This is a genomic window from Pseudomonas sp. UBA7530 (genome assembly GCF_002479365.1).
Taxonomy (GTDB): Bacteria; Pseudomonadota; Gammaproteobacteria; order Pseudomonadales; family Pseudomonadaceae; genus Aquipseudomonas.
Map to the genome: position 1 here is coordinate 1 of NZ_DLMS01000009.1, position 21,995 is coordinate 21,995.

A 21,995-nucleotide genomic window follows, 5' to 3' on the forward strand; every position below is an offset into this window, starting at 1 on the left:
TGTTGACTCAGGCTGCGATGAGCCTGCCAGGCTGAGGCATTTGCGCGCGCCGCCGTCAGGCGGCGCTGCCAGATGGTGTGCGAGCCGCTACAATGCGCGCCACCGTGATCCAGCACTCAGAGGTGCGCCATGCAACCCTTCGCCATCGCCCCGTCGATCCTTTCCGCCGACTTCGCCCGCCTGGGCGAGGAAGTGGACAACGTACTCGCCGCCGGGGCGGACATCGTTCACTTCGATGTCATGGACAACCACTACGTGCCCAACCTGACCATCGGCCCGATGGTCTGCTCGGCGCTGCGCAAATATGGCATCACCGCGCCCATCGACGCGCACCTGATGGTCAAGCCGGTGGATCGCATCATCGGTGACTTCATCGAGGCCGGTGCCTCATACATCACCTTCCATCCGGAAGCCTCCGAGCACATCGACCGTTCGCTGCAGCTGATCAAGGCGGGCGGCGCCAAGGCCGGCCTGGTGTTCAACCCGGCCACCCCGCTGGAGGTGCTCAAGTACGTGATGGACAAGGTCGACATGATCCTCCTGATGAGCGTCAACCCCGGCTTCGGCGGGCAGAAGTTCATCCCCGGCACCCTCGACAAGCTGCGTGAAGCCCGCGCGCTGATCGACGCCAGTGGCCGCGAGATCCGCCTGGAAATCGACGGTGGCGTGAATGTGCAGAACATCCGCGAGATCGCCGAGGCGGGCGCCGACACCTTCGTCGCCGGCTCGGCGATCTTCAACCAGCCGGACTACAAAGCTGTGATCGACGCCATGCGCGCCGAGCTGGCCCAGGTGCGTGGATGAAACCGTTGCGCGCGCTGTGCGGCGGTGAGCTGCCGCGCCTGGTGATGTTCGACCTGGACGGCACGCTGATCGACTCGGTGCCTGACCTGGCCGCAGCGGTCGACCGCATGCTGGTCGAGCTGGGACGCCCGCCGGCTGGCGCGGCACAGGTTCGCGAGTGGGTCGGCAACGGCGCCCGCGTGCTGGTGCGGCGCGCCCTGGCCGGTGGCCTGGATCATTCCGCGGTGGGCGAGGCCGAGACGGAGCAGGCGCTGGCGCGCTTTCTTGATATCTACGCCGACTGTCATGACCTGACCGCGCTGTACCCCGGTGTGCACGAGCTGCTCGAAGCCCTGAGCACCGCTGCCGTCGAACTGGCGGTGGTGACCAACAAGCCGGAGCGCTTCGTCGCGCCGTTGCTGGAGCAGGTCGGCCTGGGCGGTTATTTCCGCTGGATCATCGGCGGCGACACCCTGCCGCAGCAGAAACCCGACCCGGCTGCGTTGCTCCAGGTGATGCGCTTGGCGGGTGTCGAGGTATCGCAATCGCTGTTCATTGGCGACTCGCGCAACGATGTGCTGGCCGCTCACGCAGCAGGTGTGCCCTGCGTCGCGGTGAGCTACGGCTATAACCATGGCCGCCCGATCACCGAAGAGAAACCGAACCTGGTGGTCGATAGCCTCGCCGAGTTGCTCTGACGAATCTTCAGCTACGCCATTCGGCTTTTGTAGGAGCGGATTTATCCGCGAAACTGGCGATTGAGATCGCGGATAAATCCGCTCCTGCCAAGCTATCGCTTTGCCCCGCTTGCAGCGCTTGGCTTGTAGCTGCTACCTTGGCCGCTCTCCTTATTCCCCCGCCTGTCGAGATCGCACCGTGGTGGTTAGCTGCAAACTCTGGATGAAGGTCATCAAGGCCCTGGCCCGTTGGCGCTGGCGCGCCTGATTTCGTCCTGCCGCTGCGCGCGGCCCGTTTGCACCCGACCGTTTTCCCCGAGCCATGAGGCTGATCATGACCCATGAAGAATTCCTGCGTTTAGCCGCTGAAGGCTACAACCGCATTCCCCTGGCCTGCGAAACCTTGGTGGATTTCGACACGCCGCTGTCCATCTACCTGAAGCTGGCCGACGCGCCCAATTCCTACCTGCTCGAATCCGTGCAGGGCGGCGAGAAATGGGGCCGTTATTCGATCATCGGCCTGCCGGCGCGCACCGTGTTGCGCGTGCATGGCCATGACGTGGTGGTGAGCACCGACGGCGTCGAGGTCGAGCGTCACCAATGCGCCGACCCGCTGGAGTCCGTCGAGCAGTTCAAGGCGCGCTACAAGGTGCCGACCATCGCCGGTCTGCCGCGCTTCAACGGCGGCCTGGTGGGCTACTTCGGCTACGACAGCGTGCGCTACGTCGAGCCCAAGCTGGCTGCCGGTGTGAATCCAGACGCGCTGGGTACGCCGGATATCCTGCTGATGGTGTCCGACGCCGTGGTGGTGTTCGACAACCTGGCCGGCAAGATGCACGGCATCGTCCTCGCCGATCCGGCTCAACCGGATGCCTTCGAGCAAGGCCATGCGCGCCTGCGCGAGATCCTGCACAAGCTGCGCCAGCCGATTACCCCGCGTCTGGGTGTGGACCTGTCCGCGCCGCTGGGCGAGGAGCCGGCGTTCCGCTCCAGCTACAGCCAGGGCGACTACGAGGCGGCGGTCCGTTCGATCAAGGAATACATCCTGGCCGGCGACTGCATGCAGGTGGTGATCTCCCAGCGTATGTCGATCCCCTTCAAGGCTGCGCCGATCGACCTGTACCGCGCGCTACGCTGCATCAACCCGACGCCTTATATGTACTTCTTCAACTTTGGTGACTTCCATGTGGTCGGCAGTTCGCCGGAAGTGTTGGTGCGCGTCGAGGACGGTCTGGTCACCGTGCGCCCCATCGCCGGTACCCGCCCGCGCGGCGCCAGCGAAGAGGCGGACAAGGCGCTGGAAGAGGACCTGCTGTCCGACGCCAAGGAAATCGCCGAGCACCTGATGCTCATCGACCTGGGCCGTAACGACACTGGCCGCGTGTCGCAGGTCGGCTCGGTCAAGCTCACCGAGAAGATGGTCATCGAGCGCTATTCCAACGTCATGCACATCGTCTCCAATGTCACCGGTCAGCTCAAACCCGAACTGTCGGCGATGGACGCGCTGCGTGCCATCCTGCCGGCCGGCACCCTGTCCGGTGCGCCGAAGATCCGCGCCATGGAAATCATCGACGAGCTCGAACCGGTCAAGCGCGGCGTCTACGGCGGCGCGGTCGGCTACTACGCCTGGAACGGCAACATGGACACCGCCATTGCCATCCGTACCGCGGTGATCAAGGACGGCGAGCTGCACGTGCAGGCCGGCGCCGGCATCGTCGCCGACTCGGTGCCCGCGCTGGAGTGGGAAGAAACCCTGAACAAGCGCCGCGCCATGTTCCGCGCCGTCGCGCTCGCCGAACAGACTGCCGTCCAGGCCCAGGAATAACAGGAGCCGTACCATGCTTTTGATGATCGACAACTACGACTCCTTCACCTACAACGTCGTGCAGTACCTGGGTGAGTTGGGCGCCGACGTGCACGTGATTCGTAACGACGAGCTGAGCATCGCCGAGATCGAAGCCCTGAAGCCCGAGCGCATCGTCGTCTCGCCTGGCCCGTGCACGCCGACCGAGGCGGGCGTGTCTATCGAGGCCATTCTGCATTTTGCCGGCAAGCTGCCGATCCTCGGCGTCTGCCTCGGCCACCAGAGCATCGGCCAGGCCTACGGCGGCGACGTGGTACGCGCGCGCCAGGTGATGCACGGCAAGACCAGCCCGGTGTTCCATGAAGACAAGGGCGTGTTCGCCGGCCTTAACAAGCCGCTCACCGTGACCCGCTATCATTCCCTGGTGGTCAAGCGCGAAACCCTGCCGGATTGCCTGGAGATCACCGCCTGGACGCAGCATGAAGACGGCTCGGTCGACGAGATCATGGGCCTGCGCCACAAAATCCTGAACGTCGAGGGCGTGCAGTTCCACCCCGAGTCCATTCTCACCGAGCAGGGCCACGAACTGTTCGCCAACTTCCTCAAGCAGACCGGAGGCGTGCGCGCATGAATATCAAGGAAGCCCTCAACCGAATCGTCGCCCAACTCGATCTGACCACCGAGGAAATGCAGGCGGTCATGCGCGAGATCATGACTGGTCAGTGCACCGACGCGCAGATCGGCGCCTTCCTCATGGGCATGCGCATGAAGAGCGAGACCATCGACGAGATCGTCGGTGCCGCCAGCGTCATGCGCGAACTGGCTGCACCGGTGGTGATCGACGCCGAGCGCCTGGTCGACACCTGCGGCACCGGCGGGGACGGCATGAACATCTTCAACGTCTCCACCGCGGCGGCTTTCGTCGTCGCGGCGGCTGGCGGCAAGGTGGCCAAGCACGGCAACCGCGCGGTCTCCGGCAAGAGCGGCAGCGCCGATCTGCTCGAAGCGGCCGGCGTTTACCTGGGGCTCAAGCCCGAGCAGGTGGCACGCTGCGTCGAAAGCGTCGGTGTTGGCTTCATGTTCGCCCCGTCCCATCACGGTGCCATGAAGCACGCCATTGGCCCGCGCCGCGAGCTGGGCCTGCGCACCATCTTCAATATGCTCGGCCCGATGACCAATCCGGCCGGCGCCAAGCATCAGGTCATCGGCGTATTCAGCCAGGCACTTTGCCGCCCCATGGCCGAGGTGCTGCAGCGTCTGGGCAGCGAGCACGTGCTGGTGGTGCATGCACAGGATGGTCTGGATGAGATCAGCCTGGCTGCGCCGACCTTCGTCGCCGAACTCAAGGACGGCAAGGTCAGCGAGTACCGTATCCAGCCCGAGGATTTCGGCATCAAGAGCCAGAGCCTGATCGGCCTGACCGTCGACAATGCCGAGCAGTCGCTGGAGCTGATTCGCGACGCACTGGGTCGGCGCAAGACCGAGAATGGCCAGAAGGCTGCCGACATGATCGTGCTCAATGCCGGTGCCGCGCTGTACGCCGCCGACCATGCCAGCAGCCTGCGCGAAGGCGTGCAGCTGGCGCACGATGCCCTGCACACCGGGCTGGCGCGCGAGAAGCTGGAGGAGCTAGTCTCCTTTACTGCGGTATTCAAACAGGAGAACGAAGGGTGAGCGTGCCAACCGTACTGGAAAAGATCGTCGCCCGTAAGTTCGAGGAAGTCGCGGCGCGCCGTGCCCAGGTCAGCCTCGCCGAACTCGAGGCCGCTGCGCGCAGTGCCGACGCACCGCGTGGCTTCGCCCGCGCGCTGCTGGAACAGGCTGCGCGCAAGCAGCCGGCGGTGATCGCCGAGATCAAGAAGGCTTCGCCGAGCAAGGGCGTGCTGCGCGCCGACTTCGTCCCGGCCGATATCGCCCGCAGCTACGAAGCCGGTGGAGCCACCTGCCTGTCCGTGCTCACCGATATCGATTTCTTCCAGGGTGCCGACCAATATCTGCAGCAGGCCCGTGCGGCCTGTGCGCTGCCGGTGATCCGCAAGGATTTCATGGTCGATCCCTACCAGATCGTCGAGGCTCGCGCGCTGGGCGCCGACTGCGTACTGCTGATCGTCTCCTGCCTGGATGACGTGCGCATGGCCGAACTGGCCTCGGTGGCCAAGGACGTCGGCCTTGACGTGCTGGTCGAGGTGCACGACGGTGAGGAGCTGGAGCGTGCGCTGCATACCCTGGACACGCCGCTGGTGGGCATCAACAACCGCAACCTGCACACCTTCGATGTCAGCCTGGAAACCACCCTTGACCTGCTGCCGCGCATCCCGCGTGACCGCCTGGTGGTGACCGAGAGCGGCATTCTCAATCGCGCCGATGTTGAGCTGATGGAGATCAACGAGGTCTACGCCTTCCTCGTTGGTGAAGCCTTCATGCGTGCGGAAAGTCCGGGCAGCGAGTTGCAACGTCTGTTCTTTCCCGAGCGCGGCCGCGCTGCGGTGGTCGGCAACGACCCCGAATAGGACGCATGAAAAAGCCGGCGATCAAGCCGGCTTTTTCTTGGCGCTGCGCTTCAGCGAGTGCCGAACACCACCATGGTCTTGCCCTTGACGTGCACCAGGCCCTGTTCTTCCAGGGACTTGAGCACGCGACCGACCATCTCCCGCGAGCAGCCGACGATACGACCGATTTCCTGACGGGTGATCTTGATCTGCATGCCATCCGGATGGGTCATGGCATCCGGCTGCTTGCACAGATCGAGCAGGGTGCGTGCGACGCGGCCGGTCACGTCGAGGAAGGCCAGGTCGCCGACCTTGCGCGTGGTGTTGCGCAGGCGCTCGGCCATCTGGCTGCCCAGGGCGAAGAGGATGTCCGGATCCTGCTGAGTCAGTTCGCGGAACTTGGCGTAGCTGATTTCCGCGACCTCGCACTCGGTCTTGGCGCGCACCCAGGCGCTGCGCTCCTTCTCCGCACCGTCCTTTTCGAACAAGCCCATTTCGCCGAAGAAGTCGCCGGCATTGAGGTAGGCGATGATCATCTCGCGGCCGTCGTCGTCCTCGATGAGGATGGTGACCGAGCCTTTGACGATGAAGAACAGGGTTTCGCAACGATCACCTGCGTAGATGATGGTGCTTTTGGCCGTGTAGCGGCGGCGATGACAGTGCGCGAGCAGCTTGTCGAGGTTCTTGATTTTAGGTGTAAGGGTAATAGCAACCATGCCCGAGTCCCGAATATGAAAAGTGAAGGCCTTTGTCCAACGGCAATTTCTTATTAGTTATCTGGCCAAGTGTGCCAGCAATCCGGCGTCAGCTTAACAGACGAGGTATGACCGGGGAGTTTTTTGGGACCTGGGTAACATAACCCAAGGGAACTTTCTCGCATCGGGCGTAAATCGGATTGTTCTTCGCCTATGTTAATCTGCCCGACTTTTTCCAATCTGGGAGCCTATATCGATGAAAGCGCGTGTGCAGTGGGCCGGTGAAGCTCTGTTCCTCGGCGAGTCCGGTAGCGGCCATGCCGTAGTCATGGATGGTCCACCTGATGCCGGTGGTCGCAACCTCGGTATCCGGCCGATGGAGATGTTGCTGATCGGCCTCGGGGGCTGCAGCAACTTCGATGTGGTCAGCATCCTGCGCAAGGGGCGCCAGCCCGTGGAAAGCTGCGAGGTCTTTCTCGATGCCGAGCGTGCAGGCGAGGAGCCCAAGGTGTTCACCAAGATCCACCTGCACTTCGTGGTCAAGGGCCGTGGGCTGAAAGAGGCCCAGGTCAAGCGGGCGGTGGAGCTGTCGGCAGAGAAGTACTGCTCGGCCTCGATCATGCTGGGCCGTGCCGGCGTGGATATCAGCCACGACTACGAAATCGTTGAGCTGGGCTGAAAAAGCCGCTTCAAGCTGCAAGCCACAACTTCAGGCGGGAGCAGGGCAGCTCGCCCTGCTCATTAGACCCTGTAGGTAGACTTGGTCATGACCTTCGACAGTAGGGTCATGCCGAATTTGATCGGCGCCGGGAAGCGTACGCCGCCGGCTGCCAGCGCGCTGTTGGCGTGCTGCTGCTCATCGACACGCATCTGCTCGAGGATGGCGCGTGATTTGGCGTCGTGCTCGGGCAGTTGCTCCAGGTGCTCATCCAGGTGCTTGCATACCTGGTCTTCGGTGGCGGCGACGAACCCCAGGCTGACGCGATCACTGACCAGCCCGGCTACCGCACCTACACCGAAGGACAGGCCGTAGAACAGCGGATTGAGCACGCTCGGGTGGCTACCCAGCTCGCGAATCCGTTGTTCGCACCAGGCCAGGTGGTCGACTTCCTCGTCGGCCGCATGCTCCATGGCGCTGCGCACTTCCGGCAGCTTGGCAGTCAGCGCCTGGCCCTGGTAGAGCGCCTGCGCGCAGACCTCACCGGTGTGGTTGATGCGCATTAGGCCGGCGACATGGCGCGACTCCTCGCTGCTCAGCTCCGTGTCGTTCTGCACGATGGCGGGCGAGGGGCGACCCGAAGCGCCGCTAAATGGCAGCAGCGTGCGCAGCGCGGCATCGGCTTGCAGCAGCAGACGGTCGACGGGGGAATACTGGCGTTCGCTGGCCATGAGGCACCTCCAGAGGAAACTACCCGGCTAGTCTACTGCAAAGTCGCCAGATCGTCCGTGCCGAGAGCCGGGGTACGGTTCTCAAGGCAGCTCGCGCAGCACGCGAAACCCCAGCGCATAGTCGCGATGATGTGGCTGCTTGAGGTCGCGCAGGCTACTGCGCAGATAGGTCGGGCCGCTGTTCCAGGCGCCACCGCGAACGACTCGCGGACTATTGTCGAGCAGCCCGGCGCTCTGCGTTTCGCTGCCGTCGAAGTGTTGGGTGTAGTTTGAGGCCGTCCATTCCCAGACATTGCCTGCGGTGTCGTGCAGGCCGAAGCCATTGGCCGGAAACCGGCCGACGGCGGCCGTCTTGTTGCGCAGCAGGCGCGAACTGGCGCAGCCGCGGCAATGGGCACGCGGTGCCTGTTCGTCACTGTCGAGCTCGTCACCCCACCAGTAGTAGCTCTGGCTGCCGCCGCGCGCCGCATACTCCCATTCAGCTTCGGTCGGCAGGCGGTAGCGCGCGCCCGTCTCGCGTGACAGCCACTGGGCATAGGCGTGAGCGTCACGCCAGGACACGTTGATCACCGGGCGCTGCGCGGAAAGGCCCCAACCTTCGTTATCGGGCATGGGCAGCTCGTTGGCGTCGGCGTATTTCTGCCAGTCGGCGAAGGTGACTTCGTAGCGGCCCATGGCGAAGGGTTGATCGAAGGCGATGGTCCGTTGCGGGCGTTCGTTGTCGTTGCCGCGACCGCTGGCATCGCCCATGCGCAACGTGCCGGCCGGAATCACGACCATTTCCGGGCCTTGGCCACCGCTGGGCAAAGGGTCGCTCATGATCTCCGCTGCTGCGGCTGGCGGGCTAAACAGCAGCGTCAGGCTTGCGGCCCAGGCAATGGATACGGCGACTGTGACGCAACGCGCTTTCAGTACTTGCACGGCGCGAGGCCTGCGGCGACGATCTGCCTGTTGAGACGGTCCATGCTGTGAGCTCCCATGCTGCGAAACCGCGGATGGTAACCCTGCTTGCCTGACTGGCCAAACTTCACAAGGAGCGGGTGTTGAAGAACGATATTCATGATCTTGGGCTGGTGCTGGATTCCAAGGTCAAGCTGGTGGTGATCGAGTCCTGGGACGAGACGCGTGTGCTGGAAACCCTGACCGGCCTGGCGGTCAAGCGTGGCCTCGGTCTGCACACCTGGTCGGTGACGGAGGGCCTGCAGCGCCTGGGCTTCGGCGGCGCGCCGGTGGACGAGTCGCCGACCCTGGAGCCGGAAGCGGCGCTGCGCATGATCAAGGCCGACCCGCAGCCGAACCTCTACGTTATGTGCGATCTGCATCCATTTCTCGATGACAACCCGCGGCTGGTGCGCCTGCTCAAGGAAATCGCCATGAGTGAGGCGGCGCACAAGCCGACGCTGGTGTTGGTGTCGCATGCGCTAAAACTGCCGGCCGAGGTGCAGCGCTACGCGGCGCGCTTCAGCCTCGCCTTGCCGTCGGAGGACGAACTGCTGAGCATCGTGCGCGACGAGGCGGCGCGCTGGAGCGAAGGCAATCGCGGCGCGCGGGTACGCACCGACAACCGTACCCTGCAGCAGGTGGTCAAGAACCTGCGTGGCCTCAGCCATGCCGAGGCGCGGGCGCTGGCGCGCAACGTAATTTGCGACGACGGGGCGATTACCCAGGAAGACATCCCCGAGTTGAACAAGACCAAGTTCCAGTTACTGGATCTGGAGGGCGTGCTCAGCTTCGAGTACGACACTGCGCGCTTCGCCGAAGTCGGCGGGCTGATCAACCTCAAGCGCTGGCTGGGCGAGCGGCAGGCCGGCTTCCTCGAGGGCAAGCAGATCGATGCGCCGAAAGGCGTGATGCTGGTCGGCGTGCAGGGCGGCGGCAAGAGCCTGGCCGCCAAAGCCGTTGCCGGGCTCTGGGGGCTGCCGCTGCTGCGCCTGGATTTTGCCTGCCTGTACAACAAGTTCTTCGGCGAGACCGAGCGCAACCTGCGCGAGGCGCTGCGCCTGGCTGAACAGATGGCGCCATGCGTGTTGTGGATGGACGAAGTGGAGAAGGGCCTGGCCAGTGGCGACCATGACGGCGGCGTGAGCCAACGGGTGCTCGGCACCCTGCTGACCTGGATGGCCGAGCGCAAGGCGCCGGTGTTCGTCGTCGCCACGGCCAATGCCATCGACCGACTGCCGCCTGAGCTGGTGCGCAAGGGGCGTTTCGACGAGCTGTTCTTCGTCGACCTGCCCAGTGCCGAGGTGCGTGCCGATATCTTCCGTATCCACCTGCAGCGTCGCGAACTGGAGTCGGCGAGTTTCGACCTGGCAGAGCTGGCCGCGGCCAGCGAGGGTTACACCGGGGCCGAGATCGAGCAGGCCGTGGTCAGCGCGCTTTACGCCGGGCAGGCGCAGCAACAGGCGGTCGATCAGCAGTTGCTGCTGCGCGCGCTGCAAAGCACCGCACCGTTGTCGGTGGTGATGGCCGAGCGTCTGGCAGCGTTGCGCGCATGGGCCGATGGGCGGACGGTCAACGCTGGTTGATCAGGCCCCGATGAAGGAGCGGGTCAGGCGACCACTGAGTTTACGTACCAGCCAGCGTGGCCCCAGGCGTGGGCTCAGTGCCAGTAGACGGTTGCGCCAACCGGGAATGATGACGGCGCGGTTCTTTTCCAGCGCGCGCACGGTGATCAGCGCCACTTCTTCGGCGCTCATCATCAGCTTGCTGCCTGCCAGGCGCGTGACGTCCATCTGCGCCGTGCGGAAGAAGGCGCTGTGCGTCGGGCCGGGGCAGAGTACCGACACCCTTACGCCACGGCCTTCTAGCTCCTCGCGCAAACCTTCGGAAAAATGCAGCACATAGGCCTTGCTGGCGTAGTAGCTGCTCATCCAGGGGCCCGGCTGAAAGGCGGCCACCGAGGCTACGTTGAGAATCTGCCCGCCGCCGTGCTCGACCATGCGCTGGCCAAGTGCATGACACAGGCGGGTCAAGGCCAGCATGTTGACCTCCACCTGCTCCTGCTCGCGGCTCCAGTCCTGTTCGAGGAAGGGGCCGGCACAGCCCAGGCCGGCGTTGTTCACCAGCAGATCGATCTGCCATTGGCCCTCTTCCAGTTCCAGCAGCAGGCCGGACAGCTGCAGCGGCTCGCTCAGATCGCAAAGGCGAAACAGCACCTCGACGCCGAAGCGCTGCGCCAGCTCGCAGGCGATGCTCTCCAAAGCATCGCGCCTGCGCGCCACCAGGATCAGGTTGCGGCCCCGGCGCGCCAGGGCTTCGGCCAGGGCCAGGCCGATGCCGCTGGACGCGCCGGTGATCAATGCATAGCTGCGCATGGTCGAGGGTTTATTGCTCCTGATACTCGGCGGCACGCTCGACATAGCTCTGGTACTGCGGCAGGACGATGGCGGCGACGATGCCGGTCAACGGTACCAGCAGGAACAGCCAGGCCAGGATCTTCACCCCGGTGCTGTTCGGCGGTGGCGGCGGGCCGTAGCGGTTGGCGCCCTGGGTGCCGGGAATGATCAGCATCAGCAGTGCGAACACGCTACCGACGACGGGGACGAAATTGAGCAGCCACAGCCAGCCGGACCAGCCCATGTCGTGCAGGCGCTGGACGCCGATGAACACGCCGATGACGATCATGGCGATCACCCCGACGCCCATGATCAGGGTGCCCAGAACGCTGGAAATCGCTGAGGCACCTGCGAACAGCAAGAGCATCGGCAGCATGCACAGCAGCATGGCCATGGTCCAGCCCAGGTAACGCACGCGGCCGATCCGGCCGTTGACGCTGAATACCTTCAGCTCCGAGTGCTGCGGCAGTTGCTCGGCGACATTTGCCTGCGGCGGTGCGTACGGCGATGCGGCAGCCGCAACTGGTGCGGCAGCTGGCGCCGGTGCCGCCTCGGCCAGTTGCGCCTGACGGGCGAGATACTTTTCGATGATGATGCCGCAGGCGGAGCACTCGGTGGCCTTGGCCTGTTCATGGCCGCATTTCGGGCAGGTCATGGTCGGCGTTGCGGCTTGCTCGGCCTGCACGGTTTCGGCCTCGGTCGGCACCAGGCTGAGGCTGGCTGCCTGGTCCAGCTCCTTGCGCACATTGGCCCCGGCCTTCTGCAGGGCGCTCAGGTACTGCTCTGCCTCGTTCTCGCCCAAGTCGCGCTTGAGTGCTACCGGCGCCCCGCTGAACAGGCTGTCGATGCGCGCTGGATCGCTCTTGAACAGGCGAGCCAGGTTTTCCTTGACCATTTCCAACGAGGCCTCGGGCATCAGTTGGCCGTCGAACACTATCTTGTAGCGCGGTGGGTTCATGCGAGCTTCCTTGTCGGCGGGAAGTGAGGTGAGCGAAGTGGCCGTTCAGCAGCAAACGAGGCATAAGCCTAGAGTGCCGTGAGGCCAATATACAAGCGGCCTGAAGTACCACAGTCGAAGAATTTCAGGCGTTGCCTATTGTGCTCCAGCGGCCGACCAGTTGGCCGCGGCGTAGTAGACGTATTTCGCCGAAATCATCCAGCAAGCCTTCGCTGAGCGCGGGGCGCAGAAAAACCCAGTCCTGGCTCGTCAGCTGCGTGGCGGCGCTGCCGATCAGGCGTTCCTGATTGGCGCTGCGTCCGTACAGCTCGTCGTAGTCGAGCCCTGCTGGTGAAACGGGCCGCGCTGGCCAGCGACCGCCGTAGAGGTAATAGGCGTGCTGGCGGTTGGGGTTCCAGGCTGCGATCAGCGGTTGCAGCGTCTGCATATAGGGCAGGGCACTGCCCAGCGCCTTGAGCACTGGGCTGGCGATCCACAGCGCTGGCTGATGATCCTCCAGCAGCGCTGTATCGAACTCTGCAGGTTTGAGCAGGGCCGAGCCGACGGCGACCTCGTTGAGCGGGCTCTGCTGCTGGCTGTGCAGCAGGTAGGTCAGGCTGCCACCGCCATTCAGTAGCGGTTCGGTCGGCCATGGCTCGGTGAATGCCTGGGCGCTGGCGATGAGCAGGCGATAGCGCGCATTGGCCCGGTCGAACGCCTCGCTCTGGCCCTGCCAGGGAGGGCTGTGGGCGACATGCGCGTCATAACCCATGAACCCTTGCAGTTGCAGCGCCGGCAGTTGGCGAAGTTGCTGCATGGCCTGAGTCAGAATTTCTGGCGTGGCGAAGCCGCCGCGCTCGAGGCCGATGTCGATTTCCAGTGCGATGCGCAGCGGCCGACCCAGCGCCTTGGCTAGCTCCGCGTATTGCAGCAGGCGTTGCTCGCTGTCTATCAGCCAGGTCACTTGGCGGTCGGGAGCGAAATCCAGGTGGTGCGGCAGCTGGCGATAGAAGTTCAGCGCGGCAGCAACCGGCATGGGTTTGCCCAGCAGTAGATCGGCCTGTGGGAAACTTCTAGCCAGGTGATTGAGCTGCGGCTGATGAAACACCATGAAACGCTGGGTGTTCAGACGCTTGGCCAGATATTCCAGCAGGCCGGTGCTGGCCAGCGACTTGGCCACCAGGCGCAACTGGAGGCGCCCCGCTAGGCGTGCCGCCAGCAGGTCGGCATTGGCGTCGAGCCGGTCGAGGTCGAGCAGCAGCGTGGGCACGCCCTCGCCATCACGTTGCAATTGCCGGTTGAGTTCTGCGAAGTAGGCATCATGCGCGCGACCACGATCAGTCGGGCGCAGCGCCCAACCGCCGAGTAGTCCAAGCGCGCCCAGCCCCAGCAGGTGGCGACGCCTCATCGCGGCCAGCGTTGCCCCAGCTGCTGGCTGCGTGTCAGTGCGGCGCGGTATTCGCTATCGAGCCGTGCGACCAGGTCCTGCACCGAGGGCAGATCGTCGATACCGCCGACGCCCTGGCCAGCCGACCATACGGTTTTCCAGGCCTTGGCTTCTTCATCCATCGGTTTGAGCTTCTCGCCGTAGTTGACGTCGCCCTTGTTCTGCAGCTGTTTAAGGTCGTAGCCGGCCTGCTCCAGACTCTGGCGCATGAAACTGGCCGGTACGCCCGACACGGCGGGCGTGTGGATGATATCGGCGGCCTGCGCGCCAAGGATCATTTGCTTGTAGTCGGCCGAGGCGTTGTTCTCGGTGGTGGCGATGAAGCGGGTGCCCATGTAGGCCAGATCGGCGCCGAGCAGTTGGGCGGCGAGAATTTCATGGCCGTGATTGAGGCAGCCGGACAGCAGCACGGTCTTGTCGAAGAACTGACGAATCTCTGCCAACAGCGCGAAAGGACTCCAGGTGCCGGCGTGGCCGCCAGCGCCGGCTGCCACGGCGATCAACCCGTCCACACCGGCCTCGGCGGCCTTTTGCGCATGACGGCGGGTGGTCACGTCATGGAACACCAGGCCACCGTAGCTGTGCACGGCATCGACCACTTCCTTCACCGCGCCCAGGCTAGTGATGACGATGGGCACGTGTCGTTCGACGCAGATGGCCAGATCCGCCTGCAGACGCGGATTGCTGTTATGCACGATCAGGTTGACGGCGAAGGGCGCGGCGTTCGCCGAGAGGCTGGCCTCGATCTCGTCGAGCCAGGCGGCGAAACCGGCGCTCTCACGCTGGTTCAGCGCCGGAAAGCTGCCGACGATGCCGCTGTTGCAGCAGGCACTGACCAGGGCCGGGTTGGATACCAGAAACATCGGCGCAGCCACCAGCGGCAGGCGCAGACGTTGTTCGAGCAGGGCGGGCAGAGACATGGCGAACTCCTCAGAAGGGGCGGACGACGACCAGGATGACGATCCCCAGCAGGGCCAGCACCGGTGCTTCATTGAACCAACGATAGAACACGTGACTGCGGCTGTTCTCGCCGCGGGCGAAGCGCTTGAGCTGAGCCCCGCAGAGGTGGTGATAGATCACCAGGGCAACGACCAGCGTGAGCTTGGCGTGCATCCAGCCTTGCGTGAAGTAGTACGCCGAGTTGAGGCTGAGCAGCCAGATCCCCAGACCGAGGGTGGCGATCATCGACGGCATCATGATGCCGCGATACAGCTTGCGCTCCATGATGCAGAACCGTTCGTGACTGGCAGCGTCGTCGCTCATGGCGTGGTAGACGAACAGACGTGGCAGATAGAACAGGCCGGCGAACCAGCAGACCATGGCGATGATGTGCAGAGCCTTGAGCCAGAGATAGAGCATTTTCGCCTCTTGCGCTGAAAAATGGTCTCGATAGTAGAGTCAGTCGACGGCCTGCGTCACCTCCGCGGTTGGAGCTTGGCCGATGCGGCTTTATCATCGGCAGCTTTCCAATGGCTTTTGCAAAGGGGCATGTGATGATCAAGGTCGGTATCGTCGGCGGCACGGGCTACACCGGTGTCGAACTGCTGCGTCTGCTGGCGCAACACCCGCAGGCAGAGGTGACCGTGATCACTTCCCGTTCCGAGGCTGGCCTGCGCGTCGACGAAATGTACCCTAACCTGCGCGGCCATTATCCGGATCTGGCCTTCAGCGTGCCGGACGTCGCCACGCTGGGCGCCTGTGACGTGGTGTTCTTCGCCACCCCGCACGGCGTGGCCCACGCGCTGGCAGGCGAGCTGCTAGCCGCAGGCACGCGCGTGATCGATCTGTCCGCGGACTTCCGCCTGCAGGACGCCGAGGAGTGGGCCAAGTGGTACGGCCAGCCGCACGGCGCTCCCGAATTGCTGAGCGAGGCCGTGTACGGTCTGCCTGAAGTCAACCGCGAAGCGATCAAGACCGCGCGCCTGATCGCCGTCCCCGGCTGCTATCCGACCGCAACCCAGCTCGGCCTGATCCCGTTGCTGGAAGCCGGCTTGGCCGATGCAAGCAGCCTGATCGCCGACTGCAAGAGCGGCGTCAGTGGCGCCGGCCGTGGTGCCAGTGTCGGCTCGCTGTTCTGCGAGGCAGGCGAGAGCATGAAGGCCTACTCGGTGAAGGGCCACCGTCATCTCCCGGAAATTCGTCAGGGGCTGCGCCAGGCCGCCGGTAGCGACGTCGGCCTGACCTTCGTTCCGCACCTCACGCCGATGATTCGTGGCATCCACGCGACTTTGTATGCGCGCGTGGCCGATACTTCGGTCGATCTCCAGGCGCTGTTCGAGAAGCGCTACGCCGGCGAACCCTTCGTCGACGTGATGCCCGCTGGCAGCCACCCGGAAACCCGCAGCGTGCGCGGCGGCAACGTATGCCGGATTGCCGTGCACCGTCCTCAGGGCGGCGACCTGGTGGTGGTGCTGTCGGTAATCGACAACCTGGTCAAGGGTGCTTCCGGTCAGGCGGTACAGAACATGAACATCCTCTTTGGTCTCGACGAGCGTCTGGGTCTGTCGCACGCGGCCCTGTTGCCGTGAAACCGGGCTGGGAAGTCCGCGTCAGCGATCCACGGCGAGAGCGCAGGCGCCGCTGGTTACTGCTTTTGCTGGTGTTCGCCATACCGGCGGCCTTTGCCCTGGGCTGGTATTGGCCGCAGGCGCAGCCTCAGCAAACGTCCGAGGACACGCAAGCGCTGCTGACTCGTGTTGCCGAGCAGGATCAGGAACTGGAGCTGTTACGCCAGCGCCTGGCCGTGGTCGGCAGCAGTGACAAAGTTACGCAGCAGGCCATGGAGCAGAATCGGCGGACGATCAAGCTGCTGGAAGAGCAGATCTTCAAACAGCAACAGGACCTGGCCTTCTACAAGGGCGTCCTCGCCCCCGCCAGTCGTCGCGAGGGCATGCGCATTCGCGCTTTCGAGCTGCAAGCCACGGAGCAGCCGCGGCGATTTCGCTACAAGCTGCTGATGAGCCGGGTTGGTGCCAGTGACGAGGCCTTACAGGGGCGTATGCGTATCACGATCGAGGGCCAGCAGAAGGGCAAGCCGGCTACCCTGGACCTGGCGACGCTGTCGGACGAGGTGAGCGAGAGCAGCATCCCGTTCTCCTTCAAGCACTTTCAGTCGTTCCCCGAGGCCGGGCGCTTCGGCGAATTACAGCTGCCTGAGGGCTTCGAGCCGCGTCAGGTCAAGGTTCAGGCGGAGGTCGAAGGTGACAAGCCGCTGAGCCGTACATTCGAATGGATAAAATCAGGAGCAACAATCCCCCATGTGGAGTAAAGACAAGACCAAACCCGACCTGCAGCGCTTCAGCGGCAAGACCAGCCTGATTGCCGCTGGCGCCGAGCTAATGGGTGACATGCGCTTTCAGGGCGCGGTACAGGTGGATGGTCGGGTCACCGGTAACCTGCTGGCTACCGAAGGGCTGGTACGCGTCAGCGTCGGTGGCGTGGTTGAAGGTGAGATACGTGCACCCCATATCGTGATTGACGGGGAGGTCGACGGGGATGTCTTCGCCAGTGGTCATCTGGAATTGGGCGCCCGTTCTCGAGTGCGTGGCAACCTGCAGTATGGCCTGATGGAAATGGCCATGGGCGCGCAGATCGAAGGGCGCTTGTGCCACCTCAAGGACGGCGAGCGTCCACTTGAGCTTCCGGCATCGCTGGAAGTCGAGCAATAGTTGACCAATTTTGTAGGGCAAGCGGATAATGCCTGCCCAGCAGGCTGTCGTTAATGATGGTCAGGCAACGCAGGTCGTTCAACAACCTGCTAACGCAGTAGGGCGCATGGCGCCGGGAGTTATAGCATGAGCGTCGAAACCTTCACCCCTGCCCCCTTGCACTTCACCCAGGGCGCGGCCAGCAAGGTGAAGAATCTGGTCGATGAAGAAGGCAATCCGCGCCTGAAGCTGCGTGTGTTCGTCACGGGCGGTGGTTGCTCGGGCTTTCAGTACGGTTTCACCTTCGATGAGGATGTGGCCGAAGACGACACCATCGTCGAGCGTGAGGGCGTGAGCCTGATAGTCGATGCCATGAGCTTCCAGTATCTGGCGGGGTCCGAGGTCGACTATCAGGAAGGGCTGGAAGGTTCGCGTTTCGTGATCAAGAACCCCAATGCCACCACCACCTGTGGTTGCGGTTCGTCCTTCTCGATCTGAAGTCTTCGCCGGATGACGGACGCCGCGCTCGATGCGCGGCGTTTTCGTTTTCAGGCCGGATAGATGGCGCCAAGCACGCGCAGGCCCTTCGCCCCGGTGACGCTCGGGCGATTGCCTGGAATGCCTTCCAGGGTGCAATGGGCCAGCCAGGCGAACGCCATGGCTTCGACCCAGTCCGGGTCCACGCCTTCGCTAGCGGTGCTGCTTACCTCGGTTCCAGCCAGCATTTCGCTCAAGCGCTTCATCAGACAAGCATTGTGGGCACCGCCGCCGCATACCAGCAACGCATCCGTTCGAGCCTGCGCGCTACGCAAGGCGCTGACGATGCTACGCGCGGTTAGCTCCACCAGGGTTGCCTGAACGTCCTCGCTGGCCAGCGGTGGCAGGACTTGCAGATGGCCAAGCAGCCAGTCGAGATTGAACAGCTCGCGACCGGTGCTCTTCGGGCCTTGGGTGGCGAAGAAGGGATCGCTCAGCAGGCGCGCCAGCAGCTCGTTGTGAACGCTACCGCTGGCCGCCCAGGCGCCATCACGGTCATAGGCAAGGCCTCGACAATGTTGAATCCAGGCATCGAGCAAAACGTTGCCCGGGCCGCTGTCGAAGCCTAGTACGTCCTGGCCGGGTGAGAGCAGGCTGAGGTTGCTGAAGCCGCCGACATTGAGTACGGCCACATGCCGTTGGTCATGGCCGAAGAGGTCATGATGGAAGGCCGGAACCAGAGGGGCGCCTTGCCCACCGGCAGCCACATCGCGACGACGAAAGTCGCCCACCACGCAAATACCGGTGAGTTCGGCCAGTAGCGCCGGGTTGCCGATCTGAATGGTGAAACCGCGCGCCGGTTCATGGCGCACGGTCTGGCCATGGCTGCCGATGGCGCGAATCTGTTGCGCGCTTAGACCCTGTTGCTGCAGGAGGTCGTTGATCGCTCCGGCGGCCAGTTCGACCCAATGCTGTTCGGCCACGGCGGCGCGTGCCAGCTCATCATTGCCCGAAGTGCACAGCGCCAAGAGGTCGCTGCGCAGTCGATCTGGCATGGGGCGGTAGAGCGTGGCGAGAAGATGGGGGCGCTGATCCTGATTGATCAGCGCGATGTCCAGTCCGTCAAGGCTGGTGCCGGACATCACGCCTATATAGAGGGGCACGGATTATTGCTGGTTAGCGGCCAGCATGGTGGCCTTTTCCTGGTCCATGCGTGCCATCAGCGGTTTGCTCAGTTGCATGAAGCGCTGCTTCTCGCTGGCTGCAATGGGGTCTGCCATCGGCAGCTTCTGGCTGAGCGGGTCGACGTGTACGCCGTTGACCTGGAACTCATAGTGCAGATGAGGGCCAGTGGAAAGACCGGTGGTGCCGATGTAGCCGATGATCTGGCCTTGCTTGACGTTCGAACCGTTGCGAATGCCCTTGGCGAAGCCCTGCATATGCGCGTAGAGGGTGCGGTAGCGCTGGCCGTGCTGAATGATCACGGTATTGCCGTAACCACCGTTACGGCCCGCCAGCGTTACACGACCGTCACCCGCTGCCTTGATCGGCGTGCCACGTGGCGCGGCATAGTCGACGCCTTTGTGCGCGCGGATCTTGTTCAGGATCGGATGCTTGCGGCCGGTGGAGAAACGCGAGCTGATGCGAGCGAAGTCCACCGGAGTACGGATGAACGCCTTGCGCATGCTTTCGCCGTTGGCGCTGTAGTAGCTGGTGGTGCCTTGCTTGCTGGTGTAACGCACGGCGGTATAGGTCTTGCCGCGGTTGGTGAAGCGCGCCGAGAGAATATTGCCGGTGCCGACACGCTTGCCGTTCACGACCTTCTCTTCGTAGACCACTTCGAACTCGTCGCCTTCACGAATATCCATGGCGAAGTCGATGTCGTAGCCGAATACGTTGGCCAGGTCCATGGTCAGGCTGTGGGATAGACCGGCGCGCTTGGCGGAGAGGAACAGCGAACTGTTGATCACGCCACGACTGTAGGCGGTCACTACTTCCGGCTTGATCTGTTCGCTCTGGAAGTCGAAACCCTTGTCGGTACGGCTGAGGCGAATGGTTTCCAGGTCACTGAGCTTGCTCTGCAGGTTCTTCAGCTTGCCTTCTTCGTTCAGTTCGAACTCCAGCACCTGGCCTACTTTGAGGCGACTGAACTGCTTGGCGTCCTTGCTGCTATTGAGGGCTTCATGCAGGTCGTTGGCGTTCAGGCCGACCTTGGCGAATACGGTAGAAAGCGTATCGCCATTGCTGACCGTGATGCTGTGATGGTTGGGGTCGGAGGGAGGAGTGGTGTCGGCGGCGGTTTCTGGGAGGTCTTGATCAGCGTCTTCTGCGCTGTTCTCGGCGGTGTCGGTGCTCTGCTCGATCTCGGCGAATGGCGAGGCGGCACCAGGCACGGGCAATCCCGCTCGAAGATCATCCTTCTCTTGCAGCACCATCTCGGCGTCGTTGCCCAGATCCAGGTCGAGGAAGGTTTTCTGCGCTTCGACTTCACGCGAAGGAAACACCAGCAGAGACAGGCTCAGCAGCGCAGCTACGCCGCTCGCCGCCAGAATATGGGTTTTTGGATAGAGTGGCGGCGCTTTAGATGTAGAGGTCATAGGGCTGCTTTTGAAGTGAAAAAGATGAAGATTAAAAGAAGAGCATGATGAATATGCACTAACTGTATAAAATATAACCAAAACCGCCAGGAGGCAACCCTGCAGATGATGATCGACGCATGGTCTGCCTTACGCTGAGCAAAACTTGTGATTTGTCAGCGTTCTTGTATGGTTGGTTCCCTTTTGAATACGGTCACTGTGAGTCATTTTATGAAGTCGGTTGAAGAGCAGCTGGCGCTGATCAAGCGCGGTGCGGAAGAGGTTCTGGTTGAGGCTGAGCTGGTCGAAAAGCTCAAGCGTGGTCAGCCGCTGCGGATCAAGGCGGGTTTCGATCCTACCGCGCCGGATCTGCATCTCGGCCATACCGTCCTTATTAATAAGCTGCGTCAGTTCCAGGAGCTCGGTCATCAGGTGGTCTTTCTGATCGGCGACTTCACCGGGATGATCGGCGACCCCAGCGGCAAGAGCGCTACGCGTCCGCCGCTGACTCGTGAGCAGGTGCTGGATAACGCCGAGACATACAAGCAGCAGGTCTTCAAGATTCTCGATCCGGCCAAGACCGAGGTCGCCTTCAACTCGACCTGGATGGACCAGCTCAAGCCGGCCGACTTCATTCGTCTGGCTTCGCAGTACACCGTAGCGCGGATGCTCGAGCGCGATGACTTCGACAAGCGTTACACCAGCAATCAGCCGATCGCCATCCATGAGTTCCTCTACCCCTTGGTGCAGGGCTACGACTCCGTGGCGCTCAAGGCCGACGTCGAGCTGGGCGGTACCGATCAGAAATTCAACCTGCTGATGGGGCGCGAGCTGCAGCGCGCTTATGGCCAGGAGTCGCAGTGCATCGTCACCATGCCGTTGCTGGAAGGTCTCGATGGCGTGAAGAAGATGTCCAAATCCCTGGGTAACTACGTTGGTATCCAGGAGGCGCCGGGGGTGATGTACAACAAGCTGGTGTCCATGCCTGACGCGCTGATGTGGCGCTACTTCGAATTGCTCAGCTTCCGCTCCATGGAGGAGATCGAGCAGTTCAAGTGTGACGTCGAGCAGGGAGCGAACCCGCGCGACATCAAGATCAAGCTGGCTGAAGAGCTGGTTGCGCGTTTTCATGGCGAGGAGGCTGCGGCCAATGCGCACCGCTCTGCCGGCAATCGTATGAAGGATGGTGAGCTGCCGGAGGATTTACCTGAGGTCGAGCTGGCTTCGGTTGAAGATATGCCGATCTCGTCCGTCCTTAATAAGGCAGGCCTGGTTAAGAATGCTGCCGTGGCTCGCGATCTGCTGGGTTCGGGTGGCGTGCGTGTTGATGGCGAGGTGGTCGATCGCGCTTTCCTGTTCAAGGTTGGCTCGACGCATGTCTGCCAGGCCGGCAAGAAGGCCTTTGCGCGTATTACGCTCAAAGCTGAGTAATAAAACTGCAATTAAAGCTTGACGCGCATTCTGCTGGATGTAGAATGCGCGCCACTTCAGCGATGAAGCGCTTCAAAAACTTCTTGTTAATCAATAAGTTAAGTTGAATGAAGGGCTTGCAAAGCTGGATCTGGCGTGTAGAATGCGCGCCGGTCGACGGGGTGGTGGTTTGATCCTGTTGGTGGTTCGGTCGAATGGATCGAAAGCGGTAGAAAAGAGGTGTTGACAGCGGTTTTGAACGCTGTAGAATGCGCCTCCCGCTGGAGAGAAGAATTTCTGATCGAAAGCGCAAGTGGTTGAGTAGAAAG

At 63.0% G+C, this 21,995-nt stretch carries 23 protein-coding genes and 1 pseudogene; 13 read left to right on the forward strand and 11 right to left on the reverse strand.

Annotated features, from left to right (window positions below; genetic code table 11):
• Nucleotides 1-129: 129 nt before the first annotated feature.
• From rpe to trpC, 6 genes and pseudogenes are all read left to right on the forward strand, one after another.
• Nucleotides 130-804, forward strand: a complete 675-nt coding sequence (gene rpe / locus B2U07_RS13090) for a ribulose-phosphate 3-epimerase (RefSeq protein WP_275547406.1) — start codon at nucleotides 130-132, stop codon at nucleotides 802-804.
• Nucleotides 801-1,728 (forward strand): annotated as a pseudogene (locus B2U07_RS13095) (phosphoglycolate phosphatase). The gene rpe and the pseudogene B2U07_RS13095 overlap by 4 nt, the downstream one beginning before the upstream one ends.
• A 66-nt stretch (nucleotides 1,729-1,794) precedes the next feature.
• Complete coding sequence (trpE, locus tag B2U07_RS13105) at nucleotides 1,795-3,285, forward strand: anthranilate synthase component I (RefSeq protein WP_275547404.1); 1,491 nt, start codon at nucleotides 1,795-1,797, stop codon at nucleotides 3,283-3,285.
• Nucleotides 3,286-3,298: 13 nt separating this feature from the next.
• Nucleotides 3,299-3,895 (forward strand): aminodeoxychorismate/anthranilate synthase component II, encoded by a 597-nt coding sequence (locus B2U07_RS13110; protein ID WP_275547403.1) that lies wholly within the window; start codon nucleotides 3,299-3,301, stop codon nucleotides 3,893-3,895.
• Complete coding sequence (gene trpD / locus B2U07_RS13115) at nucleotides 3,892-4,938, forward strand: anthranilate phosphoribosyltransferase (protein WP_275547402.1); 1,047 nt, start codon at nucleotides 3,892-3,894, stop codon at nucleotides 4,936-4,938. Before B2U07_RS13110 ends, trpD begins: the two co-directional genes overlap by 4 nt.
• Complete coding sequence (trpC, locus tag B2U07_RS13120; RefSeq protein WP_275547401.1) at nucleotides 4,935-5,774, forward strand: indole-3-glycerol phosphate synthase TrpC; 840 nt, start codon at nucleotides 4,935-4,937, stop codon at nucleotides 5,772-5,774. Before trpD ends, trpC begins: the two co-directional genes overlap by 4 nt.
• A gap of 50 nt (nucleotides 5,775-5,824) precedes the next feature.
• Here trpC and crp read toward each other — a convergent pair whose 3' ends face one another.
• Nucleotides 5,825-6,469: a cAMP-activated global transcriptional regulator CRP gene (gene crp, locus B2U07_RS13125; protein ID WP_197856934.1), complete on the reverse strand. Its 645-nt coding sequence runs from the start codon at nucleotides 6,467-6,469 to the stop codon at nucleotides 5,825-5,827.
• A 235-nt stretch (nucleotides 6,470-6,704) separates the two neighbouring features.
• Between crp and B2U07_RS13130 the strand changes: the two genes are divergently transcribed.
• Nucleotides 6,705-7,127 carry an OsmC family protein gene (locus B2U07_RS13130; RefSeq protein WP_161865922.1) on the forward strand — a complete coding sequence of 141 codons (423 nt, stop codon included), beginning with the start codon at nucleotides 6,705-6,707 and terminating at the stop codon, nucleotides 7,125-7,127.
• A gap of 62 nt (nucleotides 7,128-7,189) precedes the next feature.
• On the opposite strand, the gene coq7 is transcribed toward B2U07_RS13130, so the two are convergent.
• Both coq7 and B2U07_RS13140 read right to left on the reverse strand, forming a co-directional pair.
• Complete coding sequence (coq7, locus tag B2U07_RS13135; protein WP_197856935.1) at nucleotides 7,190-7,837, reverse strand: 2-polyprenyl-3-methyl-6-methoxy-1,4-benzoquinone monooxygenase; 648 nt, start codon at nucleotides 7,835-7,837, stop codon at nucleotides 7,190-7,192.
• An 81-nt stretch (nucleotides 7,838-7,918) separates the two neighbouring features.
• On the reverse strand, nucleotides 7,919-8,656 hold the full coding sequence (locus B2U07_RS13140; protein WP_275547400.1) for a formylglycine-generating enzyme family protein: 738 nt from the start codon (nucleotides 8,654-8,656) through the stop codon (nucleotides 7,919-7,921).
• A gap of 224 nt (nucleotides 8,657-8,880) precedes the next feature.
• Between B2U07_RS13140 and B2U07_RS13145 the strand changes: the two genes are divergently transcribed.
• Nucleotides 8,881-10,362 (forward strand): AAA family ATPase, encoded by a 1,482-nt coding sequence (locus tag B2U07_RS13145; RefSeq protein WP_275547399.1) that lies wholly within the window; start codon nucleotides 8,881-8,883, stop codon nucleotides 10,360-10,362.
• Here the strand turns inward: B2U07_RS13145 and B2U07_RS13150 are convergent, their stop codons facing one another.
• The 5 genes from B2U07_RS13150 to hemJ form a co-directional block, all read right to left on the reverse strand.
• Nucleotides 10,363-11,151 (reverse strand): SDR family NAD(P)-dependent oxidoreductase, encoded by a 789-nt coding sequence (locus B2U07_RS13150; protein ID WP_275547398.1) that lies wholly within the window; start codon nucleotides 11,149-11,151, stop codon nucleotides 10,363-10,365. It abuts the gene before it with no gap.
• Nucleotides 11,152-11,161: 10 nt separating this feature from the next.
• Nucleotides 11,162-12,130, reverse strand: coding sequence for a DUF805 domain-containing protein (locus B2U07_RS13155; RefSeq protein WP_275547397.1), 969 nt, complete (start codon nucleotides 12,128-12,130; stop codon nucleotides 11,162-11,164).
• Between the two features lie 124 nt (nucleotides 12,131-12,254).
• On the reverse strand, nucleotides 12,255-13,517 hold the full coding sequence (locus B2U07_RS13160) for an alanine racemase (protein WP_296277113.1): 1,263 nt from the start codon (nucleotides 13,515-13,517) through the stop codon (nucleotides 12,255-12,257).
• Nucleotides 13,514-14,476, reverse strand: a complete 963-nt coding sequence (locus B2U07_RS13165; protein ID WP_197856941.1) for an NAD(P)H-dependent flavin oxidoreductase — start codon at nucleotides 14,474-14,476, stop codon at nucleotides 13,514-13,516. Before B2U07_RS13165 ends, B2U07_RS13160 begins: the two co-directional genes overlap by 4 nt.
• 10 nt (nucleotides 14,477-14,486) lie before the next feature.
• Complete coding sequence (hemJ, locus tag B2U07_RS13170) at nucleotides 14,487-14,915, reverse strand: protoporphyrinogen oxidase HemJ (protein ID WP_275547395.1); 429 nt, start codon at nucleotides 14,913-14,915, stop codon at nucleotides 14,487-14,489.
• Nucleotides 14,916-15,049: 134 nt separating this feature from the next.
• On the opposite strand from hemJ, the gene argC reads away from it, so the two are divergent.
• The 4 genes from argC to erpA all read left to right on the forward strand — a co-directional run bounded on the left by argC (nucleotide 15,050) and on the right by erpA (nucleotide 17,701).
• Entirely contained in the window at nucleotides 15,050-16,084 is a 1,035-nt protein-coding gene (gene argC, locus B2U07_RS13175) for an N-acetyl-gamma-glutamyl-phosphate reductase (protein WP_275547407.1), read from the forward strand.
• Complete coding sequence (locus tag B2U07_RS13180; RefSeq protein WP_275547394.1) at nucleotides 16,081-16,824, forward strand: DUF6776 family protein; 744 nt, start codon at nucleotides 16,081-16,083, stop codon at nucleotides 16,822-16,824. The genes argC and B2U07_RS13180 overlap by 4 nt, the downstream gene beginning before the upstream one ends.
• Entirely contained in the window at nucleotides 16,814-17,224 is a 411-nt protein-coding gene (locus B2U07_RS13185; RefSeq protein ID WP_275547393.1) for a bactofilin family protein, read from the forward strand. The genes B2U07_RS13180 and B2U07_RS13185 overlap by 11 nt, the downstream gene beginning before the upstream one ends.
• Before the next feature lie 126 nt (nucleotides 17,225-17,350).
• Nucleotides 17,351-17,701: an iron-sulfur cluster insertion protein ErpA gene (erpA, locus tag B2U07_RS13190; RefSeq protein WP_197856944.1), complete on the forward strand. Its 351-nt coding sequence runs from the start codon at nucleotides 17,351-17,353 to the stop codon at nucleotides 17,699-17,701.
• Nucleotides 17,702-17,751: 50 nt separating this feature from the next.
• Here erpA and B2U07_RS13195 read toward each other — a convergent pair whose 3' ends face one another.
• Together B2U07_RS13195 and B2U07_RS13200 are read right to left on the reverse strand one after the other, a co-directional pair.
• Nucleotides 17,752-18,843 carry an anhydro-N-acetylmuramic acid kinase gene (locus B2U07_RS13195; protein WP_275547392.1) on the reverse strand — a complete coding sequence of 364 codons (1,092 nt, stop codon included), beginning with the start codon at nucleotides 18,841-18,843 and terminating at the stop codon, nucleotides 17,752-17,754.
• A 3-nt stretch (nucleotides 18,844-18,846) separates the two neighbouring features.
• Entirely contained in the window at nucleotides 18,847-20,277 is a 1,431-nt protein-coding gene (locus tag B2U07_RS13200) for a peptidoglycan DD-metalloendopeptidase family protein (protein WP_275547391.1), read from the reverse strand.
• Between the two features lie 210 nt (nucleotides 20,278-20,487).
• On the opposite strand from B2U07_RS13200, the gene tyrS reads away from it, so the two are divergent.
• The gene (gene tyrS, locus B2U07_RS13205) at nucleotides 20,488-21,687 is read left to right on the forward strand and encodes a tyrosine--tRNA ligase (protein WP_275547390.1); all 1,200 of its coding nucleotides are present in this window, start codon (nucleotides 20,488-20,490) and stop codon (nucleotides 21,685-21,687) included.
• On the opposite strand, the gene B2U07_RS13210 is transcribed toward tyrS, so the two are convergent.
• On the reverse strand, nucleotides 21,674-21,995 hold a 322-nt coding region (locus tag B2U07_RS13210; protein WP_296277114.1), incomplete at its 5' end, for a hypothetical protein. The genes tyrS and B2U07_RS13210 overlap by 14 nt on opposite strands.

What these genes read in the sequence shown, in the direction of transcription:
- coq7 (WP_197856935.1), bottom strand. Translation starts at nt 7,837, where the DNA reads ATGGCCAGCGAACGCCAGTATTCCCCCGTCGACCGTCTGCTGCTGCAA.
- B2U07_RS13130 (WP_161865922.1), top strand. Translation starts at nt 6,705, where the DNA reads ATGAAAGCGCGTGTGCAGTGGGCCGGTGAAGCTCTGTTCCTCGGCGAG.
- B2U07_RS13110 (WP_275547403.1), top strand. Translation starts at nt 3,299, where the DNA reads ATGCTTTTGATGATCGACAACTACGACTCCTTCACCTACAACGTCGTG.
- B2U07_RS13150 (WP_275547398.1), bottom strand. Translation starts at nt 11,151, where the DNA reads ATGCGCAGCTATGCATTGATCACCGGCGCGTCCAGCGGCATCGGCCTG.
- B2U07_RS13165 (WP_197856941.1), bottom strand. Translation starts at nt 14,476, where the DNA reads ATGTCTCTGCCCGCCCTGCTCGAACAACGTCTGCGCCTGCCGCTGGTG.
- tyrS (WP_275547390.1), top strand. Translation starts at nt 20,488, where the DNA reads ATGAAGTCGGTTGAAGAGCAGCTGGCGCTGATCAAGCGCGGTGCGGAA.
- erpA (WP_197856944.1), top strand. Translation starts at nt 17,351, where the DNA reads ATGAGCGTCGAAACCTTCACCCCTGCCCCCTTGCACTTCACCCAGGGC.
- trpE (WP_275547404.1), top strand. Translation starts at nt 1,795, where the DNA reads ATGACCCATGAAGAATTCCTGCGTTTAGCCGCTGAAGGCTACAACCGC.
- crp (WP_197856934.1), bottom strand. Translation starts at nt 6,469, where the DNA reads ATGGTTGCTATTACCCTTACACCTAAAATCAAGAACCTCGACAAGCTG.
- B2U07_RS13160 (WP_296277113.1), bottom strand. Translation starts at nt 13,517, where the DNA reads ATGAGGCGTCGCCACCTGCTGGGGCTGGGCGCGCTTGGACTACTCGGC.
- B2U07_RS13200 (WP_275547391.1), bottom strand. Translation starts at nt 20,277, where the DNA reads ATGACCTCTACATCTAAAGCGCCGCCACTCTATCCAAAAACCCATATT.
- rpe (WP_275547406.1), top strand. Translation starts at nt 130, where the DNA reads ATGCAACCCTTCGCCATCGCCCCGTCGATCCTTTCCGCCGACTTCGCC.
- argC (WP_275547407.1), top strand. Translation starts at nt 15,050, where the DNA reads ATGATCAAGGTCGGTATCGTCGGCGGCACGGGCTACACCGGTGTCGAA.
- trpD (WP_275547402.1), top strand. Translation starts at nt 3,892, where the DNA reads ATGAATATCAAGGAAGCCCTCAACCGAATCGTCGCCCAACTCGATCTG.
- B2U07_RS13140 (WP_275547400.1), bottom strand. Translation starts at nt 8,656, where the DNA reads ATGAGCGACCCTTTGCCCAGCGGTGGCCAAGGCCCGGAAATGGTCGTG.
- B2U07_RS13185 (WP_275547393.1), top strand. Translation starts at nt 16,814, where the DNA reads ATGTGGAGTAAAGACAAGACCAAACCCGACCTGCAGCGCTTCAGCGGC.
- hemJ (WP_275547395.1), bottom strand. Translation starts at nt 14,915, where the DNA reads ATGCTCTATCTCTGGCTCAAGGCTCTGCACATCATCGCCATGGTCTGC.
- B2U07_RS13155 (WP_275547397.1), bottom strand. Translation starts at nt 12,130, where the DNA reads ATGAACCCACCGCGCTACAAGATAGTGTTCGACGGCCAACTGATGCCC.